The organism is Geobacillus sp. TFV-3 (assembly GCF_009901865.1).
GTDB lineage: Bacteria > Bacillota > Bacilli > Bacillales > Anoxybacillaceae > Geobacillus > Geobacillus thermoleovorans_A.
Window position 1 is genome coordinate 672,998 of record NZ_MPSP01000001.1, and the last position, 18,112, is coordinate 691,109.

Annotated in this window: 18 protein-coding genes, 1 pseudogene, 1 riboswitch and 1 other annotated feature (1 of these 21 only partly in view); of the genes and pseudogenes, 14 read left to right on the forward strand and 5 right to left on the reverse strand. The window is 47.0% G+C overall.

The features are described 5' to 3' along the window. Positions 1 to 194: 194 nt before the first annotated feature. Positions 195 to 743: a hypothetical protein gene (locus tag BJQ97_RS03425; RefSeq protein ID WP_160155512.1), complete on the reverse strand. Its 549-nt coding sequence runs from the start codon at positions 741 to 743 to the stop codon at positions 195 to 197. Positions 744 to 866: 123 nt separating this feature from the next. On the opposite strand from BJQ97_RS03425, the gene BJQ97_RS03430 reads away from it, so the two are divergent. After that, positions 867 to 2,279 carry an ATP-binding cassette domain-containing protein gene (locus BJQ97_RS03430; protein WP_160155513.1) on the forward strand — a complete coding sequence of 471 codons (1,413 nt, stop codon included), beginning with the start codon at positions 867 to 869 and terminating at the stop codon, positions 2,277 to 2,279. A gap of 71 nt (positions 2,280 to 2,350) precedes the next feature. On the opposite strand, the gene BJQ97_RS03435 is transcribed toward BJQ97_RS03430, so the two are convergent. Further along, a complete protein-coding gene (locus tag BJQ97_RS03435) occupies positions 2,351 to 4,009 on the reverse strand; it encodes an IS1634 family transposase (RefSeq protein WP_160155196.1) in 1,659 nt (552 codons plus the stop codon). A gap of 112 nt (positions 4,010 to 4,121) precedes the next feature. Here BJQ97_RS03435 and BJQ97_RS03440 point away from each other — a divergent pair, with 112 nt between their 5' ends. From BJQ97_RS03440 to BJQ97_RS03470, 7 genes and pseudogenes are all read left to right on the forward strand, one after another. Continuing rightward, the gene (locus tag BJQ97_RS03440; RefSeq protein WP_160155514.1) at positions 4,122 to 4,529 is read left to right on the forward strand and encodes an ATP-binding cassette domain-containing protein; all 408 of its coding nucleotides are present in this window, start codon (positions 4,122 to 4,124) and stop codon (positions 4,527 to 4,529) included. Then, positions 4,526 to 5,071 (forward strand): MauE/DoxX family redox-associated membrane protein, encoded by a 546-nt coding sequence (locus BJQ97_RS18145; protein ID WP_160155515.1) that lies wholly within the window; start codon positions 4,526 to 4,528, stop codon positions 5,069 to 5,071. Before BJQ97_RS03440 ends, BJQ97_RS18145 begins: the two co-directional genes overlap by 4 nt. A 12-nt stretch (positions 5,072 to 5,083) precedes the next feature. After that, positions 5,084 to 5,641, forward strand: coding sequence for a TlpA family protein disulfide reductase (locus BJQ97_RS03450; protein ID WP_083509962.1), 558 nt, complete (start codon positions 5,084 to 5,086; stop codon positions 5,639 to 5,641). Positions 5,642 to 5,919: 278 nt separating this feature from the next. Beyond that, positions 5,920 to 6,688, forward strand: a pseudogene (gene istB / locus BJQ97_RS18150) (IS21-like element helper ATPase IstB). A gap of 127 nt (positions 6,689 to 6,815) precedes the next feature. Continuing rightward, positions 6,816 to 7,334, forward strand: a complete 519-nt coding sequence (locus BJQ97_RS03460; protein WP_160155516.1) for a hypothetical protein — start codon at positions 6,816 to 6,818, stop codon at positions 7,332 to 7,334. An 81-nt stretch (positions 7,335 to 7,415) separates the two neighbouring features. Next, positions 7,416 to 8,297, forward strand: a complete 882-nt coding sequence (locus tag BJQ97_RS03465; RefSeq protein WP_066229908.1) for an ABC transporter permease subunit — start codon at positions 7,416 to 7,418, stop codon at positions 8,295 to 8,297. After that, a complete protein-coding gene (locus BJQ97_RS03470; RefSeq protein ID WP_160155517.1) occupies positions 8,297 to 9,277 on the forward strand; it encodes an ABC transporter permease in 981 nt (326 codons plus the stop codon). Before BJQ97_RS03465 ends, BJQ97_RS03470 begins: the two co-directional genes overlap by 1 nt. Positions 9,278 to 9,709: 432 nt before the next feature. Here the strand turns inward: BJQ97_RS03470 and pckA are convergent, their stop codons facing one another. After that, a complete protein-coding gene (gene pckA / locus BJQ97_RS03475) occupies positions 9,710 to 11,296 on the reverse strand; it encodes a phosphoenolpyruvate carboxykinase (ATP) (protein ID WP_160155518.1) in 1,587 nt (528 codons plus the stop codon). 483 nt (positions 11,297 to 11,779) lie between these two features. Next, positions 11,780 to 11,894, forward strand: a riboswitch (SAM riboswitch). A gap of 129 nt (positions 11,895 to 12,023) precedes the next feature. On the opposite strand from pckA, the gene metK reads away from it, so the two are divergent. Then, positions 12,024 to 13,235, forward strand: coding sequence for a methionine adenosyltransferase (metK, locus tag BJQ97_RS03480; RefSeq protein ID WP_160155519.1), 1,212 nt, complete (start codon positions 12,024 to 12,026; stop codon positions 13,233 to 13,235). 27 nt (positions 13,236 to 13,262) lie between these two features. On the opposite strand, the gene BJQ97_RS03485 is transcribed toward metK, so the two are convergent. Next, positions 13,263 to 13,811, reverse strand: coding sequence for a gamma carbonic anhydrase (locus tag BJQ97_RS03485; RefSeq protein WP_160155520.1), 549 nt, complete (start codon positions 13,809 to 13,811; stop codon positions 13,263 to 13,265). A 339-nt stretch (positions 13,812 to 14,150) separates the two neighbouring features. Between BJQ97_RS03485 and BJQ97_RS03490 the strand changes: the two genes are divergently transcribed. Further along, a complete protein-coding gene (locus BJQ97_RS03490) occupies positions 14,151 to 15,260 on the forward strand; it encodes a tetraprenyl-beta-curcumene synthase family protein (RefSeq protein ID WP_328717911.1) in 1,110 nt (369 codons plus the stop codon). A 47-nt stretch (positions 15,261 to 15,307) separates the two neighbouring features. Here the strand turns inward: BJQ97_RS03490 and mnmM are convergent, their stop codons facing one another. Further along, the gene (mnmM, locus tag BJQ97_RS03495) at positions 15,308 to 15,895 is read right to left on the reverse strand and encodes a tRNA 5-(aminomethyl)-2-thiouridylate-methyltransferase MnmM (RefSeq protein ID WP_160155521.1); all 588 of its coding nucleotides are present in this window, start codon (positions 15,893 to 15,895) and stop codon (positions 15,308 to 15,310) included. A 14-nt stretch (positions 15,896 to 15,909) separates the two neighbouring features. On the opposite strand from mnmM, the gene BJQ97_RS03500 reads away from it, so the two are divergent. The 4 genes from BJQ97_RS03500 (at position 15,910) to BJQ97_RS03515 (ending at position 18,042) form a co-directional block, all read left to right on the forward strand. Next, positions 15,910 to 16,122, forward strand: coding sequence for a hypothetical protein (locus BJQ97_RS03500; protein WP_160155522.1), 213 nt, complete (start codon positions 15,910 to 15,912; stop codon positions 16,120 to 16,122). Between the two features lie 61 nt (positions 16,123 to 16,183). Next, a complete protein-coding gene (locus BJQ97_RS03505; protein WP_011232317.1) occupies positions 16,184 to 16,447 on the forward strand; it encodes a YtzC family protein in 264 nt (87 codons plus the stop codon). 18 nt (positions 16,448 to 16,465) lie between these two features. Further along, positions 16,466 to 16,630, forward strand: a complete 165-nt coding sequence (locus BJQ97_RS03510; protein ID WP_011232316.1) for a hypothetical protein — start codon at positions 16,466 to 16,468, stop codon at positions 16,628 to 16,630. A 212-nt stretch (positions 16,631 to 16,842) separates the two neighbouring features. Continuing rightward, positions 16,843 to 18,042, forward strand: coding sequence for an MDR family MFS transporter (locus tag BJQ97_RS03515; RefSeq protein ID WP_160155523.1), 1,200 nt, complete (start codon positions 16,843 to 16,845; stop codon positions 18,040 to 18,042). A gap of 68 nt (positions 18,043 to 18,110) precedes the next feature. After that, positions 18,111 to 18,112 (forward strand) — a binding site (T-box leader) (it continues 220 nt past the right edge of the window).

Here is an 18,112-nt window from a genome sequence, read left to right on the forward strand (position 1 = left end):
TGTACAGAAGAGCATTGTTCGCCAGTTCTTGAATCTCTATAATATCCTAAAGTTGCTTTAAATCCATAATTCCAACAACGGTTATCTGTACTGCAATACTTATAAAAATAAGTAGATGAACAAGGAACATAATTAGGAGAAATTAATCCAGATAAAAACTTACTCATTAATTATCCTCCCCTTCTTTCATAAATTTAATTGTTGGTTAAAAGAGAATCTCTTCTCAAAAACAATGAATAAAGTTCATATAAATCTGGAGTTGAAAACTTAATCTTTCCTTGTTCATTTAAAACTATAAAAGCGGGATAGTAAGGGATGCGAAATTCATCTATTAAATCGTTCTTGTATTGAAAAATAGATAAATTGGGATCTACTAAATCTAAATAATGGAGTAATTCATTGCTGTTTTCGTTAATAAGAATCTGTAAAGAAATTTTAAGATTATTAGACGTTAAAAGATACCAAAACTCCTCAAAGTGTTCTGTACAATGTGAACAGTTACTATTTAAGATTGCTACAATATTTAAATATTTATGGTCAATTTTTAAAAACGCTGTTTCTCCTTTTCTATCTTTTAATGGATAATTAATGAAACTTTTCGAATAATCAATTTCACTATGTTTTAGGTTAGTTTCTGAATTTTTATGAGTAATATTTTTGAGGTTTTGTAAGGAAATAAATGAATAGAATGTAGATAGGGAAAAAAGTAGTATGTAAAAAGTGTAAGATAATACATTTAACAAATTTCTTCCCCTCACAATAAGTCGAATTTCTTAATAAAATTAGACTTTTTGGGCTATTTCTGATATTATAGTAGTAGATATTCCCTTGAATGTAAATACGTTTATTAAGAGGGTTGATATGGTATGGATACATTAAAATTCATATTATCTATTTATTGGAATAAATGTAGAATCAACTTAATTGTGCTGATCTTTCTAAATTTTATTAATTCATTAATTCCTATCATTAGTATTCATTTGTTCCAAAAATTAATAGAAGAAATTATGAATTTCATGCAAGATGATGGATCACTAAAAATGTTAATATTTATTTTTACTCTACAAATTATAAGCAATATAATCCCTTTTATTGGGAATCATATTCTGAATATTAACGATCAGATTATTGATAACAAATTATCTCTTGAAACAACTTCATCTATGTTACAAAAAGTGAAGAGTTTAGATTATCTCGATTTTGAGAATCCTTCATTCTACGATAGTTTTCAAAGAGTTTCAAGCAATACAAGTAATATAATCGAATCTGTAAATCATTTGATTGGTCTTATTAGTAACTTAATCAGCGCTATATCAGTATTAGTATATTTATTAACTATTAATTGGATAGTTGTTCTTATCATTATTTTAGGCATTGTCCCTTACACTTTGACTTCGATAAAGTTTAACCGAAAAAACTTTTCTTTGATCAACGAACTCATGCCGGCAACTAGAAAGGAACAGTATTTCGTAAATTTATTGACTAATCGGAATACTTTAAAAGAGATTATACTATTTAATGCATTTAACTTTTTAGAACTAAATTGGAAAAAACAGTTTTTATTACTAGCAGAAAAAAAGCTAAATTTTATAAAAACAAAATCGAAAACATTATTTTCTGCGGAACTAATAATTTTATTAACCTTTACTCTTTCAGGATTAGTAATAATCATTGATTTTAAAAATTCAAATATGGCAGCAGATTTAGTTGCTACCATTCAATCCATACAGCTTTTTCAGACGAGTTTAAATAACATTGCGAAAAGCTATTCTGATTTTAAAGGAACTTTAATTTTCATCGAGGACTATATGAAATTTATTCATATTAAGCCTAGAAATGAAGTGAAGTTAAACAAAATAGAAAAATTACATAGATTGGAGGTGAAAAATCTTTGGTTCAGATATCCAAATAATAATTTTGATACTTTAAAAGGGATAAGCTTTAATATTAATCCAGGCAAAAAAATAGCAATCGTAGGGGAAAATGGAAGCGGGAAAACAACACTTATAAAGTGTATAACAGGATTATATTCCAAAGAAAACTTACCTATTTTTATAAATGGAATTCCAATCAAAGAAGTAGATATTGAAAGTCTACAAGACAGAATATCCGTTTTGTTCCAAGATTTTATATCATACGAATTAACGGTAAGAGAGAATATAGGAATAAGTAGCTTCTCTAACATGGATGACAATATTAGACTCCAAAATGTTGCTGAAAAACTCACATTTCGCACCCCAGTAGTGCAGAAACAAAGGATTTTTTATTCATTTTTTTAAAATATTTTTTGAGCCAACACAACAAGCGATGGCAATCCTTTTTTTACCATCGCTCATCGTTCCTTATGAGATTAGACGTAAATGCTTTCGTCCATTCCCAACTCTTGCAGAATCCTTCGCTGCTCGTAGGTGAGCGGTTTCCCTAACGCGCGTTGGATTTGCCCATCCGGCAGCTCCAACAGGACGACTTTCACATACCAGAACAACTGAAAAATCGCCTGCCCGGTCGGACGGGTCAGCTTGCGGCCTCCTGCGCCCTTTAACGGGCACTCCGGCGTAATAAACTGACGCACCCGGCGCTGGAAGACGCGGTAAATGGCCAATGCGAGGAGAAACAAATAGCCCAACACCGCCACTCGTTCCGGTTTTTTCACGTAAATCTCGTCCGTAAAGAACGGATCTTTCAGGAAGGAGAAGTTCATTTCCACCGAGATCTGCCCTTTATACAGCTTCAAGATCTCTTTCGCGTCCATTCGTCGGTCCTTCCATTCCTCCGGCACCGTCGTGACGAGAACAAACCGGGACGCTTTCCGTCTCGCCTGTTCCCACGCGTCTTGGTCGAATTCCACGCTCAGGCGAAGGGTGTACAGCGTCTCCATTTCCGGTTCCGCCCCTTTTTTCGGCCGTCCGCGCCGTTTTTTCGGGCGCACGATCTCTTCGACGACGGCCTCCACTCGATGGAACCGGGGACGAAGGGATGCCTTGAGGGATGCCAAGGCTTGTTCGGCGTCTTCCCGGCACGAAAACGGGTGGCGCTCCCAACGGGCTTGTTCCTGCGCAAGAAGCTCCGCTTCTTGTGCTCGTTCTTTTTCGAGCGTCTTTCCTTTCCGTTGGTCGAGGGCACTCGATTCGACGACGACCAGCCGAACCGGATGTCCTTCATACGTCGATGTCGTTTCCCATACCCGATACGTGGCGCCGTTTTTCTCCGCCAGCGAAAATGGATCGCTCCACGTCGTGTCCCTGGCATCGGCTTGCGCCAGCACGGTTTTCACGATCCGGAGCGACGAAGGGCCTCTGGTGATCAAAAAGGCGTTCGCCGCTTTCGTTTGCGCCAGCGTGTCCTTCGTCATCGCGGCGGAATCCGCCACATAAATCCATTCGTCCTCGATCTTCGCTTGCTTCAGCTGCTCATGGACACGGGACAGCACCTCGGGATTCCACGTTTTGTCCGGCAGGTTGCCGTCGTGCACATCTCCATAAAAAGGAACGCCATCCTCGTTGCCGATCAGTCCGAAGCCGATCTGCTTTTGCCAATGGTGTTGCCGGTTGTAGCCATGGGCAATATGCAGGGTATCCGGCGAGGCCGATTCATACGTGCCGTAAACCGATACATCGGTCGTATCGGCATGGAACACCCGAAGGGGGATGCCTTCCTCCTTGTAGATCTGCACAAGGCAAGCCGAAATGACTTGATGGATGTTGGCATCATACAGGCGATCCAGATGGCGGGCGATGGCATCGTCATTGAACCAAGAAGGCTGGAGCCCCGGCCGGATCAGCTTGGGCAAATCGATTTCATGCGCCCATCGTTCCAAATGAACCAGCGCTTGACGGCCGCTCAAGATATCCAGGATGAGCAGCCAGACCACATCGCTGGCTCGGGTTTGGCATTGGGGATCCACCGGAACCAGCCGGTCAATCAGCTGGGGGAGGCCAAGATCCTTGAAGATGGCGCTTATTATATTCAAATAGGAACTTTCATAAATAGCACGAATTCGAACGTCCATGGTGTGGAAACTCCTTTGCATTCCTTGTGTACCAAGGACCTATTCGACATCGGGATGAAAAAATCCTCCCGATTTTCGTCGGGAGGGTGCGAAATGTGAGGAAAAAGTTAATTTGTTAGAGATAATTAACAAACTGCCAAATAGGTTTGATTCTCTACTTGGTAGATACTTCGAAGGGGGGAATGAGCTATCGGGTGGACAATGGCAAAAAATAGCTCTCGGTAGAGCGCTATTTCGAGAAAGTGACCTAATAATTTTAGATGAACCTACAGCAGCTCTTGATCCTGTATCAGAAAAAGAGATTTTAGAAGATATTTTAAATGAATGTGACAAATCCATTATTATAGTTACCCATAGGTTAGGAGTTGCGAGCTTAGCAGACGAAATTTTAGTGATGAAAGATGGACAGATTGTGGAAAGCGGTACTCACACCGAACTTCTTTCCCTTAATGGGGAGTACAAAAAAATGTATGAGTCTCAATCCCATTGGTATAACCTTCAGAAAGGGGTATTAATATGAATTTTAATAATTCTATATTTACCCTTTTATTAATATTTCTTATACTAATTTTCTTATCTTCAACAATAAGTAAAATTATGCATAAAGAAAGATATGATGTTACTATAAGGAATTATGGAATTAAACACCCCTTATTTGTAAAATTTGTTTACCTTTTTATAGTATTAAGTGAGGGCTTCATTACATTTTCATTGGCTTTATCAGGTGTAAATTTCTATTGTTTGTTAACCATATCTCTGCTTTTGTCCATTTTTTCAATATTTATAGTGATTAACCTTTTTAAAGGAAACCAAAATTTTTCTTGTGGATGTGGTGGGGTTTTGGAAAATGAGAGGCTCTCTTACTGGATGGTATTAAGAAATGCAGTAATAATTTTGATTGCCTTTATTTTATTTAAATCTAAATACTCCATGAATTATTTGACAGTTCAAACTTTATTATCTTTCATTATCGTAAGTGTATTTTTAATATATGTTCAAGTTTTAAAGGAACTCAAAAAAATAAATGAGATTATGCACTTTATTTTTAAGTATATTTACTAGAATTTAGAAAGGATGGTAGTTATGCTTTCAAATACTTTACTTTTTTTAGTAATGATACTTCTACTTATTCAATCATATATAATTTACTCTATTATTAAACTTGTGAGAACTTTTTTATCCGAGATCAGAACCATAAAAGGGATTCAGTTTGGAAGTTTGCAAAATGGAGACAAGGCTCCTGCTTTTCGTGCTTTAGATTATCAAGGTAAAAAAGTGGTTTTAAAAGAGATCTTGGAACAACAAAAAGTCCTATTATTGTTTATTAGTAGTACTTGCCCAACATGTAAGAGAGTTGTGAAAGAGTTACCTAACATTAGCAATCGAGCTAACTTTAAAATTATGTTAATAAACAACGATGAAAGTAATAATGATCAGCTTGTTTTAGAAAACATCAATGAATCAATAATATATATCAAAGCTGCATACCTCTTTAATACATATAAAGTTAATAGTACACCTTATGTATATTTGATAAATCAGTCAGAAGAAATCGAGATTAGTACAGGGATTAAAAATCCTAAAGAACTAAGTCTTATGTTAATTAACGAAGATTTTAGAGCAACTAGCTAAAAAATACACGAAGGTAACCAAATTGATGAAGCAAATCCACCAATTGTCTCCAAGAATGGATGGAAAAATAAGTTTTTCAAAAACAAACCTTTGAAATAATACTTCTAAAAGAGAGGCCATTTCGCCAGACATTGCATATTCCATCACAAAATCGGGAATCATAAATCATAATAATGCCCAATTCTTGGCAATATACCCAAATTGGTCATATCATTGTTGAACTTAAGAAACAACAAAAAAGCAATAGTTATGGTTGGGCATAAATACCAAAGAATTTCTTGAATCATTTTTGGATACCTCGTTCATCATCAGAGCTTGGTTGGCACCACACAGCCCACCAACTAGATAGTTTATTAGAAGACGCTTCTAGAGATAATGTATCATATTCTGAGTTTCTAAACACTATTGTTTTACAAGAAATTGAATATCAAGAATCTCAACAACTAGAAAAGCGAATGAAACGAGCAAAATTACCTTATATCAAAACGATTCATGACTTTGACTTTTCCTTTCAACCGAGTATCTCAGTGAAAAAAGAGTCAAAGAAACGCTGACCTGTCGGTTTATTGCCAACGGGGAAAATCGAATCTTACTAGGCCCACCGGGTGTTGGAAAGACGCATTTAGCGATTTCCTTTGCGGTGGAAGCCATCACGCAAGGGTATACGGCTTTATTCTTAACCGCAGACGATTTAGTGGCTGAATGCCGAAAGGCAAACGAAAAAGGGACTCTCCAGCGATTAGTGAATCGTTGGAGTCGTCCAGATGTACTCATTATTGATGAGGTAGGTTACTTTCCTTTTGATGAGCTAACGGCGAATGTCTTTTTTCAGGTCGTATCGAAACGATATGAACAAGGCTCTATGATTCTCACATCGAATAAATCCTATCTCGAATGGGGGAAAGTATTCGGTGATGATGTACTAGCGACAGCGATTTTAGATCGCCTATTACATCACGCCATTACCTTTTTAATATCAAAGGCGATTCTTATCGTCTACGAGAAAAGAAAAAAGCAGGAGTTTATCCTGCCCAGTTGCCTAATTAAACGTTCATAATGGGGAATTTCATTTCGTTGAAATTGGGAAATTTTAAATCGTTATTGACAATATTTCACATAGTATAATATTTTTCTTTTTGAAAGATGCTTATACGTACATATAAGGAGGGTTTTTATGAAGTATATCCGAATGACGGTGGTCCTTACGTTGTTGTTGCTATTGGTGCTGGTCGGCTGTGCCAAACCGAAAGTGGAGCAAACGGTAAAACTAGGTGGTGCGGTCAAAACGATCGGTGACCAAGTGGTGCTAAACGGGAACAGCAATCTGCCAAAAGGCGCCGTCGTGCAAATTGTTATGAAAGAAATCGAGGGGGGCAAACAAGTACTCGAGGAAAAAGTAAAAGTTGGGGAAGATGGAAGTTATTCATGGAGCGCGAAAAGACCGGAGCGAGCTAAGGAATATGAGCTGGACGTGATGTTTTTGCCAGAATTGCAACCGAAGCGAGTAAAAGAAAAGTATGGTGAAAAGGGAGAGCTCATCAAAAAAGACTCGTCGGGCAGAGTAGAATATAAAACAGACGGACAAACATATGCAGGAATTAAAATGTATGACCGCATCTTTAAAATAGGCGATGGAATGGCAGGGCAGCAATCAATGTTAGCAGAAACGTTGCCTCCGGCACCATCTTATTAAAATGCAAGCACTGGCAGCTTACAGCTGAAAGGAACATAAAGCAATCGTTTGCCCATGCTCCGAAGGAGGGGGATCAGCCTTATGAAGAAATGGAAACTCGCCTTGACGGTGCTGGCGGATTTGTTGCTTACCATTTTAACGATTATGGCGATTATCGCGTTTGCGCAAAGCTATTCCTTGTTTCCGAGCCCGCAAATGGTCACGGTGTTTTGGCAGCAATTTCAGCAGCTGTTTTGGAGCTTTTTTTATATTCGTGATATAACGGTTTCGCTCTCGCAATGGCACAATGCTCCCCTGCTCTCAACGATGATGGAGCCGTATGCCTATTCCCTTATTATTTTATGGGGGGCGCTGGCTGTTTCCTTCCTTATAGCCGTTACGGGAGCCTACATCTGCTTTTTGCTTCCGCGCCCGCTGCAAAAGATTGTTAAAGGAATCGCGTTTTTTCTTGAGTCGATCCCCGATGTTATCTTTATTTTTTCCACGCAACTGTTTGTCATCTGGGTGTTTAAAAAGACAGATTTGCTTATTGTCGATCCGGTTGCCGGTTTTGACAATGTATACGTGTTACCGATTGTAATGATTTCAATTTTGCCTTCAATTATGCTGTTCCAAATGACATTTCTTGCGTTTACGGAAGAAAAGGACAAGCCATACGTTGAATATGCGCTAGCCAAAGGCTTGTCAAAAACGGCAGTGCTATGGCGCCACATGTTCCGCAATGCGCTGATCACCGTGTTTTCTAACATGCAATATTTGTTTTGGTTTATGCTGTCGAACTTGTTAGTGACGGAATATTTGTTTAATATGCACGGATTTTTCCGGTTTTTGTATGAGCAGCGCCATACGCCGGAAGTAGTGGCTATCGGTCTTGCCATGCTGTTTTTGCCGTTTTACATCATTGATGTGGCCGGGAAACGAGTGATTGCTTATTTGACGGGAATAGAGAGGGGCGTAGCGTGATGCGCGCATTCCGTAACGTTTATTTTACGGCAGGGTTTATCATCGCGGCCGGTCTATTGCTGGCCAGTTTTTTATATTCTTATTGGCTGAAAGACATCATTCCACAGCCGCCGGAGCGGATCTACAATGAGGCTGGACGGCTCGTTGATGTTCCACCGTACCCGCCGAGCTGGGTCCATCTGTTTGGCGTCGACCGCCAAGGCGAAGATGTGTTTTGGAAAGTCATCGACGGGGCGAAATATACGATTTTCACCGCGTTGGCAGTCAGTTTGCTGCGGCTGGCGTTCGGGACGGTCGGCGGAATCATTTATGCTTTTTATTTACAGAAATTTCGTTTTATTGCCGAGTCCATCGTCCGCGCATTTCGTTTTGTGCCAGCGATATTTTTAACGATGCTCTTTTTTGCTTTCATTCCATTGGAGGAGCAAGGAGCCGGAATGGAAGTGTTGATAAAACAAATATTGGTGTTGGCGGCTGTTGCGCTTCCGCCGTTAATGCTGGTCATCGGCAATGATATCGCTGTCTTTTTACAAAATGAATTTGTCGTTTCTTCCCGGCTGATGGGAGCTAATAACTTTTGGCTCATCCGCAAGCACGTTCTCCCGTATATGCGGCCGCGGCTGTTTTTACTGTTTATCCAGCAGACGGTGCAGTCGCTCTTGCTGCTTGTGCATCTCGGAGCGTTTCAAATTTTGCTAGGAGGCGTAAAAATTATCGACAATTCCGATGGGTTGGGCCCTCCGGAGAAGGTGGCGATCTCTCTTTCGAACGAATGGTCCGGCTTGATCGGTCTTTCCTATCGGGAAATGATGCTTGACCAATGGATTGTTGTCGGGCCGTGTGTTGCCTTTATCGTTGCGATTTTTGCCTTCAAATTAATGGGAAAAGGGTTAGAGCAAGTGATCGACGAAAAAGGAAAACGGAAGCAGCGGAAAAAACAGCGGAGTTCAGCGGGAAAAACCGCTTCTTTTCCGCCGTAGCAGAGCGATTTTGAATTTGTACTTTATAAATAGGCTATCCTAAAAATAAGTGGTATACAAAGGATATAAACTTGATAGTATGGGCAATACAGCTTATTTTAACGTAATTTCCGAAAGAAGTCTCCCGCCTCAAGGAACGTGAAGGGCACAGCCCAGTGAGTAGGCGGGAGATGAATTTCGGTTGCCAATCGCCAACGAATATGATAGTCTATGGTTAGAACGGACACCTTCGGAATGAAGGGAAGCGTAAAGGGTTCTTGTGTGTGGCTTACCGTTCAGCAAACACGCACAAGTCGCTTGAAGCCTCCACCTCTAAGCGAAGTGTAGGTGGCGGGTAGTTCACCAAAGGATTCAGTGTCGGAGTCCAAAGCAAAGGAAAGAACAGAAAAAACGGCCGGACAGGGAACGGCTCCCTGTCCGGCCGGGTTCTTGTTAAACGAGCGGTCCGCCGAGTTTTTCAATGGACGGATCGATGTGGGCGAATTTTTGGAAGTTGGCGCGGAACTTTTGCGCCAGCTCTTTCGCTTTTTGTTCGTACGCCTGTTTGTCGGCCCATGTGTTTTGCGGCTGAAGGACGTCATCGGGCACGCCCGGGACGTGCGCCGGGATGGCGAGGCCGAAAATCGGGTCTTGCACCGTCTCGACGTTGTCGAGCTCCCCTTCGACGGCGGCTTGCACCATCGCGCGGGTGTAGGCGAGCTTCATGCGGCTGCCGACGCCGTACGGCCCCCCGGTCCAGCCGGTGTTGACCAAAAAGACGCGGACGTTGTGTTCGGCGATTTTTTGCCCGAGCATTTCCGCGTATTCGACGGCCGGGCGCGGCAAAAACGGCGCGCCAAAGCATGTCGAGAACGTCGCTTCCGGTTCAGTGACGCCGCGTTCGGTGCCGGCGAGCTTGCTTGTGTAGCCGCTCAAGAAATGGTACATCGCCTGTTCACGCGTCAGCTTGCTGATCGGCGGCAGGACGCCGAACGCATCGGCCGTCAAAAACACGATCGTGGACGGATGGCCGGCGACGCTCGGATCGATGATGTTTTGGATCGCTTGAAGCGGGTAGGCGGCGCGCGTGTTTTCCGTCAGCGTGCCGTCGTCGTAATTCGGCACGCGCGTCGCGTCATCGAGGATGACGTTTTCGAGCACCGCGCCGAAGCCGATGGCGTCAAAAATTTGCGGCTCTTTTTCACGCGATAGATGGATGCATTTTGCATAGCAGCCGCCTTCGATGTTGAAAATGCCTCGGCTTGACCAGCCGTGTTCGTCATCGCCGATCAAGCGGCGGTTCGGGTCGGTCGAAAGCGTCGTTTTTCCCGTTCCCGACAAGCCGAAAAAGAGGGCGACGTCGCCTTCCTGGCCGACGTTGGCCGAGCAGTGCATCGGCAGGATGCCTTGTTCCGGCAGCAAATAGTTCATCACCGAGAAAATCGATTTTTTCATTTCTCCGGCATATTCGGTGCCGCCGATCAACACGGTGCGCCGTTCAAACGAGATGATGATGAACGCTTCCGAGCGCGTGCCGTCCACATTCGGGTCGGCTTTAAAGTTCGGCGCGCAAATGACCGTAAATTGCGGCTCATGCGCGGCGAGCTCCTCGGCGCTCGGGCGGATGAACAGCTGATGGACGAACAAGTTGTGCCAAGCGAATTCGTTGACGACTTGAATCGGCAGCCGATATTTCGGATCGGCGCCGGCAAAGCCTTTAAACACGAACAGCTCATCTTTCTTCATTAAATAATCGAGCACTTTGTCGTACAGTTTATCAAACGTCTCCGGAGACATCGGTTGGTTGACCGCTCCCCAGTCGATCGTTTGCTTCGTTGATGGTTCTTCGACGATGTATTTGTCTTTCGGCGACCGTCCGGTGTACTTGCCGGTTGTCACCGCGACCGCCCCGGTGTGGGTCAGCCGTCCTTCATTCCGCTGCAGCACTTTCTCGACGAGCTCGGCGACGGACAGTTGATGGCGAACGTACGGTTTTTGCAGCAATACATCAAGCTTATTTGTCATGTTTGCGATCCCCATATTCAAAACCTGCCTTCTTTTTATAATCACTCTTGAAAATAGTATAACACATTTTTATTAATAGTCCATACTAATTGTGTGGGTTTTTCAAACTTTATTTTTCCCCATTTCCTTAGAGGGATGGTGAAAAACGACCGATTTCGCCGAACCCGTTGCTTTCGGATGAAAGAGAAGCGTTGATTTTACAGGACTTCTCAATTTGAGAAGGGAGTCCGTTTTCCGCGACTTTTCACTAAATCACCAGCCTTTTAGAGGACTGGTGATTTAACTGAAAATGCCGCTCTCCAGCGATGTTTTTCAAATTGAGAAATCCTGCAAAGCCGGTCCTTCATTTTCACGGAGAACCACTGATTGGAGAAGAACAGTGGTTTCTTCACCAGCCTTTTAGAGGAAAGAATTTTCGCGGCTGGAAATGATAAAAAATGAATTTTGATAGTTGACTTTGCCGATTCCATTGCGATATGATAAGTCATTGAACGGATACTCTTATCCCGAGCCGGTGGAGGGACAGGCCCGATGAAACCCAGCAACCGTCACAACTTTACATGTGTGAAATGGTGCTAACCTGTGGCAAGGCGCAGTCCTTGAACGATAAGAGTGAAAGGAAGCAATACGATTGCCATGACCTTTCCTCAGCCGTTACAGGAAAGGTTTTTTATATTGCGAAGGGAAAAAGGGAAATGAGTTCCGTGTCGCCACATTATGCCAAGAGGAGGAAACAAACCGAATGTCAGCCAAACGCCGCTTGTTTACTTCAGAGTCTGTGACGGAAGGACATCCGGATAAAATTTGCGACCAAATTTCTGATGCGATTTTGGATGCCATTTTGGAAAAAGACCCGAACGCCCGCGTCGCCTGCGAAACGAGCGTCACGACGGGACTTGTGCTCGTCAGCGGGGAAATCACGACATCAACGTACGTGGACATTCCGCGCATCGTCCGCGATACGGTCCGGGAGATCGGCTACACGCGCGCCAAATACGGGTTTGACGCCGATACGTGCGCGGTGTTGACGTCGATTGACGAACAATCGCCGGACATTGCGATGGGGGTTGACCGAGCGCTCGAGGCGCGTGAAGGCCAAATGACTGACGAGGAAATTGAAGCGATCGGCGCCGGCGACCAAGGGCTCATGTTTGGTTTTGCCTGCAATGAGACGGAAGAATTGATGCCGTTGCCGATTTCGCTTGCGCACCGCTTGGCGCGCCGCTTGGCGGAAGTGCGCAAAACGGACGTCCTGCCGTACTTGCGGCCGGACGGGAAAACGCAAGTGACGATTGAATACGATGAAAACGGCAAACCGGTGCGCGTCGATACGATCGTCGTTTCCGCGCAGCACCATCCGGAAATTACGCAGGATCAAATCCAACGCGACATTAAGGAGCATGTCATCAAGCCGGTCGTGCCGGCGGAACTGCTGGATGAGAACACGAACTATTTCATCAACCCGACAGGGCGGTTTGTCATCGGCGGTCCGCAAGGGGATGCCGGATTGACGGGGCGGAAAATCATTGTCGATACGTACGGCGGCTACGCCCGCCACGGCGGCGGCGCGTTCTCGGGCAAAGATCCGACGAAAGTCGACCGTTCGGCGGCGTATGCGGCCCGCTATGTCGCGAAAAACATCGTTGCGGCAGGATTGGCCGATAAATGCGAAGTGCAGCTCGCCTACGCGATTGGCGTTGCCCGCCCGGTCTCGATTTCGATCGATACGTTCGGCACGGGCAAAGTGTCGGAAGACATTTTGGTTGAAGTCGTGCGCAACAACTTCGATCTCCGCCCGGCGGGCATCATCAAAATGCTCGACTTGCGCCGCCCGATTTACAAACAGACGGCCGCTTACGGCCATTTTGGGCGTACGGACATCGACCTGCCGTGGGAGCGCACCGACAAAGCCGCCTTGTTGAAAGAACAAGCGCTGGCGTTGGCGGATAAGTGATGAAAGAAAAAGAGCTGCCTAACCTGATCACGGCAGCTCTTTTTTGTTGGCGCACGATGTCCGCTGTTGCTGCAGCGCTTTGTAATACTGCCCTTTCTCGACATATTCGCGGCGGATGCGCTCCATTTCACGGATGTCGTCGTCCGTCAGCTCGCGGACGACTTTCGCCGGCCGGCCGAGGGCGAGCGTGTTGGGCGGAATTTTTTTGCCCGGCGGCACTAAACTGCCGGCGCCGATAAACGCGCCTTCCCCGATTTCCGCGCGGTCCAAAATGATCGAGCCCATGCCGATCAGCGAGTTTTGGCGCACGATGGCGCTGTGCAAAATGACTTGATGGCCGACCGTCACGCCGTCTTCAATGATAAGCGGATTGTTTGGACTTTGATGCAAAATTGAGTTATCTTGAATATTGACCCGGTTGCCGATGATGGTCGGCGCCACGTCGCCGCGAATGACGGTGTTGAACCAAATGCTCGTCTCTTCGCCGATCACGACATCGCCGGTGATCGTCACATAGTCGGCGATAAAGGCGGAGGCGGCAATTTGCGGCGTTTTGCCTTTGTATGGGTAAATCATGGGCGTTCGTTCCTTTCTGTTGCAAAATCGATCGTTCACCATGTATTGTACAACGTTGCGTCCAAATCGCCAACGAAAGCGAGCGCGCCTAATCGGGATGGGTGAAAAACGTTTCTTTTCGCCCGATGAGTGGTTGGGATAGGGGAAGAAAATCCGATTTCACAAAGCTTCTCAACGTGGGAAGAACCGTTGTTGAGCGGCTTTTTCATTCCATGGCCCAACCCTTTTATGGTTTGCCCCGGCCGCATTGATGGCAATACTGGAAGACGAGATCGCAGGCTGTTCAGACGCGAAACGATTTTGGTTGCCGATAAGATGGAAATGCTAGGAGACGAGACCATGGTGTTTGCACCTGAGGTGAGCCGATTGAACATTCCGAAAAACCCCATCGCCTTGATGAAAATGGTGTATCGTGACGTGCTTCCGCTTGTCCACCGCGAGCTTGCCTATTGGCGGCGCCAAGCCGAGCGCATTCCCGATCCGGAATTGCGGCGCCAAGCGCTCGCGAGCATCGCGTCGAAAACGTTCCATTGCGAAGGCGGCTCTATTTTGGCGCTCTTAGCTGGAGAAAACATGGAGGATTGCATCCGCTTTATCGTTGCTTACCAGACGATCAGCGATTATTTGGATAATTTGTGCGACCGCAGCACCTCGCTTGATCCGCTTGACTTTCGCGCTTTGCATGATTCGATGCCCGACGCTTTGACGATCGGCGCGGAGCCGTCGAACTATTACCGCCATCGCCGCGAACAGGAGGACGGCGGCTATTTGCCGGCGCTCGTCCGCACGTGCCAAAAGGTGCTCGAGACGGTGCGCCATTATGAGACGATTGCCCCATTTTTGCATGAATTGGCCGGATATTATTGCGACTTGCAAGTGCATAAACATGTCGAAGCGAGCGAGCGGGTGCCGCGGCTGGAGAAATGGTTCGCGCAATACAAAGACGCCTTGCCGCCGATGGAATGGTATGAATTTTCCGCCTGCTCCGGTTCGACGCTCGGCATTTTCTGCCTCGTCGCCTATGCGTTTGGCGAATCGCTGCCGCCGGAGATGGCAAGACAAGTGCGCAACGGCTATTTTCCATACATTCAAGGGCTGCACATTTTGCTCGACTATTTGATCGATCAGGAGGAAGACCGGGACGGCGGCGACTTAAACTTTTGCTTTTACTATCCGAATGAAACGGTGATGCTTGAGCGGCTTTGCCATTTCATCGAAGAGGCCGACCGCCATGTCGGGGCGCTGCCGCACGGCGAGTTTCACCGCCTCATTCACCGAGGGCTTCTTGGGTTGTATTTGTCGGATGCCAAGGTGAAAAAGCAGCGCGGTCTGCGCCGGCTGGCGCGACGGCTCGTCCGCGCCGGCGGGGCGGCGTCGCAGTTTTTCTATTGGAACGGAAAAGCATACCGCTTTTGGCAGGAGCGGCAAAAACGGCTGTCCTTTTCATGAGGGCGGCCGTTTGCTTTTATTGGCAAAAGGGGTGAGATCCGACCGATTCAGGCGCCCTGATCCGCCCGAGTTTCGAGCGCGAGCAAAAACGGCGGGTCGTTTTGCCGATTGATGAATTCGTATTTCAGGGCGTGGACGCGCCGTTGATCAAGAGAGCGGACGTAATCCAGGAGCGCGTCGCGTTCGCGCTTTCCTTCCGGATGGCCGTGGTACACGACAAGAACGATGACGCCGCCCGGCTTCATGACGGAAAGCAGTTGATCGACCGCTTCGATCGTCGATTCCGGCTTGGTGACGATTTGCTTATTGCCGCCCGGCAAATAGCCGAGGTTGAACACGGCGCCGGCGATGCGCCCGTGTACATCGGCAGGAAGCGCCTCAAGCATTTCGCTATGGCTTCGCTCGAACAACGTCGCCCGCCCGCATAGCCGATGTTCCGCGAGGCGGGCGGAAGCGGCGGTGATGGCCTCAGGCTGAATGTCAAAGCCGAACACATGGCCGAAATCCCCGACGCGTTCGGCCAAATACACGGTGTCGTATCCGTTGCCGACGGTCGCGTCGACGGCGATGTCGCCTTCGTTGACCGCTTGATCAAGCAAAAAGCGGGCGAACGGCAAAATGTTCATCAAAGCCATCGGTTGACCCCTCCTTGCGATCGTTTCATCGTTTATGTTGGCAGGCGCTGCGCCAAAGATATCGGATGCCGCCGTTTTTTCCCTCCAGCCGCTCCATCCTCTGCGTCGGCGCGACAGAAAACCTTGAACTGACCGACATCGTCGTGATCGAGCTCAACGAAGATCCTCCCTTCGGCATTGTAACAAAAACTTCATGGAAAATCGACCGCTGCCAATCATTGGCGTGATACGGCCGCCCTATGCGGCGCATAGTAAACATGAGGGAATATCACGAAACGAGGTGAGCGCATGGCGACAAGACAATCCGTTGAGGAATTTTTGCAGCGGTGTGAAGATGTGATTCGCTACGCGAAAGAGCAATATACGGAAGCGCAAAAGCAGGAGCATTACAACATCACCGAATACACGAACGCCCAGCAGATGCTCGAGCAGACGGTCATCGATTTGGCGCACTTGGCGCGAAGCTGCAACGCCCAGCAGCGCGAGCAGCTGCATCGGATGCGGCTCCAGCTTGAGCAATTGCAAAACGACATGATTTTGCTTGACCGCTGAAACGAGGAGGAACTCGACATGAAGCGACGCTTGAAACAAACGAATCCAGAACAAAAAACACGCAACGGCCAAAACAATAACGATCTTGAGCTTGGTCAAGATTTTGACCCGGTGAAGCTGGCGAAAAAGCAATACGAGGAAACGGGCGGCCAACCGATCCGCTCCAAGCAGCGGAACGGGTGACGACAAGCCAAAGGGGCGGATGCCGCTCCGTCTCGTTCTTCTTTTCGCGCAGGTGCCCCTCTTCAAAAGCCATTGTTTCAGCGGGGGAGTTCGTTTGGCAAAAAAAGTGGCGGACGCATCGGAATGCTCCGCCTTTTTGATTGCATTTTTTCCTGTTTTCCCCTACAATTATTTCGGAATTCAAAATAAAAGCTGGAAAAGGATGATGACCGATGCCCCGCGCTCTTTGGTGGCTGCTTGTCGGCATGGCGCTCAATGTGACAGGGGCGTCGTTTCTATGGCCGCTAAACACGATCTATTTGCACGAACAGCTTGGCCAGCCGCTCGCGGTCGCTGGGGTCGTGCTCATGCTCAACTCTGGGGGAAGCGTCATCGGCAGCTTGGCTGGCGGCTTTTTGTTTGACCGGATCGGCGGGTTTCGCGTTTTGTTGGCCGGCGCGGTGTTGACGATGACCGCGCTCGCCGGCTTAAGCGTTTGGCACGGATGGCCGCACTATGCCGTATGGCTGGCGCTTGTCGGCATCGGCAGCGGCGTCGTCTTTCCGGCGGCGTCGGCGTACGCCGGGGCGATTTGGCCGGGCGGGGGGCGGCGGGCGTTCAACGCTCTTTATGTCGCGCAAAACATCGGCGTCGCCGCCGGTTCGGCGCTTGGCGGGTTTGTCGCTTCATATTCGTTCTCGCTCGTTTTTTTCGCCAATCTTTTGTTGTATGTTGCGTTTTTGTTCACGATTATTGCCGGGTTGCGGCGCGTTCCAATTTTGCCGCCGCCGAGAAAGAAACGATCCGAAGAAGCGGAAAGAGCCCCATCCCGCGCCGTGGGCTGGGCGCTCGCTCTCCTTTGCGCCGGCTATGGACTGTGCTGGTTGAGCTATGTCCAATGGTCGACGACGATCGCCGCCTATACGCGCGAGCTCGGGATACCGGTGGGGCAGTACAGCTTGCTTTGGACGATCAATGGCGCGTTGATCGTCTTGGCCCAGCCGGTGCTGGTGCGGGTGATCCGCCGCTTCATGCCGACGTTGAAGCGGCAAATCGTGATCGGGTTTCTGATTTTCGCTGTTTCGTTTGCCATGCTGTTGGGGGCGAATTCGTTTGCTGAGTTTGCCGCGTCCATGATTGTGCTCACGATCGCTGAGATGATCGTCTGGCCCGCGATTCCAGCCGCAGTGAACGAATGGGCGCCGCCGGGGAAGGCCGGGTTTTCCCAAGGAATTGTCAACGGAACGGCCACGACTGGAAGGATGATTGGACCGGTCATCGGAGGTTGGATTGCTGACGCCTTAGGAATGAAGCTGCTCATCGGACTGCTCGCCGCGTTTGCCCTGTTGGCGGTGGCCGCGGCGTTTTTGTACGACCGCTGGCTGCCGAAGCCGGCGGAAAAGGCGGGAGAAAAAACAGCTGCGACCATATAGGTTTCAACTTGCAATTGATCGACAAATTTTTTAAAATAATAATAAGTTTGCCATTGGAAACAACGAAGCG